Below are 1,337 nucleotides of genomic sequence, written 5' to 3' on the forward strand. Positions count from 1 at the left end.
CTGGATTTGCCCCCGTAGTTCCGGACACCATCTCACACCAAGGTTGATGAATCGGCTTTACGTCGGAACTCGCGCGGCGAGCGGTATTTCAGCGCGCTATGCGGGTGTTTGTCGTTGTAGTGTTCGAATGCGACGGCCAGATTGCGCACGGCGGTCGCCGCGTCCGGCTTCGGCATGAACGCAACGTAATCGCGCTTCATCGTCTTGACGAAGCTTTCTGCCATGCCATTGCTCTGCGGGCTGCATACGGGCGTGGTCAACGGCTTGAGACCAATATCTGAAGCGAACGCGCGGGTCTTTTCGGCAATGTAACCCGAACCGTTGTCGCTGAGCCATTCGATTTGCGCGGGCGTTTTGCGAACGTTCCCGAAACGATGTTCGACAGCCGCCAGCATGACATCGCGCACAACGTCGCCGCTATGACCGCCTGTCGTCGCTGCCCAGCTGATCGCTTCGCGGTCACAGCAATCGAGTGCGAACGTCACGCGCAGCGGCGCGCCGTTGTCGCAACGAAACTCGAAGCCGTCAGAGCACCATCGCTGATTGCTTCTGGGCACCGCCACCGTACCTTCATGCCGACGCTCGATGCTCGGCCTCGCAGGCCTCCTGTGAAGCAACAAATCGTGCTGGCGCATCACGCGATAAACACGTTTCGCATTCACTCGAACCTCACACCGCAATTCCCGCTCGCTTCGCAGCAGGCCCCAGACGCGTCGATAGCCGTAGCTGGGCAAGTCAGCAACGAGCAAACGAATTTCGTCGACAATGCCAGCATCATCCGTTTTGCGTGCGCGCCGGCCATCCTGCCAGTCAGCAGTCCGGGCGAGCTTTACCGACACATTTGAGCGCGCTACACCGAGAACGTCACAGACCTGCTTCACTGGCCGTCCCCCGGTAATGAGGGTGAGCGCGCAATCCATTTTCGCGACTTCATCACCTCCACGGCTTCCCGGAGAATCTCGTTCTCCATGGTCTTCTTGCCCAGCAGGCGCTGGAGCTCCTTTATCTGCTTCAGCGCGTCGCTCAACTCGGACGCCGGCACAACTTCTTCTCCAGCGCTCACTGCCGACAGGCTGCCGTCCTGATGCAGCTTGCGCCACTGAAACAGCTGATTCGGATTGATGCCGTGCAGCCGAGCCACCATCGAAACTGTCTTGCCGGGCTCGAACGTCTCCCGAACCATCGCCAGCTTCTCATCAGCCGACCAGCGCCGTCGGCGCTCAGGTCCCGTCAACACTTCCATTACTTCGTTCTTGTTGTTAGTCATATACACAGTCTTATGCCTACCCGCTATTGTAAGTGGGAGACTGTGTCCGGTCTTTCACGGGGCTGTTCCA

1 protein-coding gene is annotated in these 1,337 nt (G+C 59.0%); it reads right to left on the minus strand.

Going from position 1 to position 1,337, the window contains the following annotated elements:
- Nucleotides 1-32 precede the first annotated feature (32 nt).
- Nucleotides 33-1,243, minus strand: a protein-coding gene (locus NCT04_RS34190; RefSeq protein WP_250470261.1) for an IS3 family transposase whose coding sequence is annotated in 2 segments (ribosomal slippage) — nt 33-925 and nt 925-1,243 — 1,212 coding nt in all. Because the reading frame shifts where the segments join, the coding sequence is not laid out codon by codon here.
- Between the last annotated feature and the right edge of the window lie 94 nt (nt 1,244-1,337).

The organism is Caballeronia sp. GAFFF2 (genome assembly GCF_023631485.1).
Classification (GTDB): Bacteria; Pseudomonadota; Gammaproteobacteria; order Burkholderiales; family Burkholderiaceae; genus Caballeronia.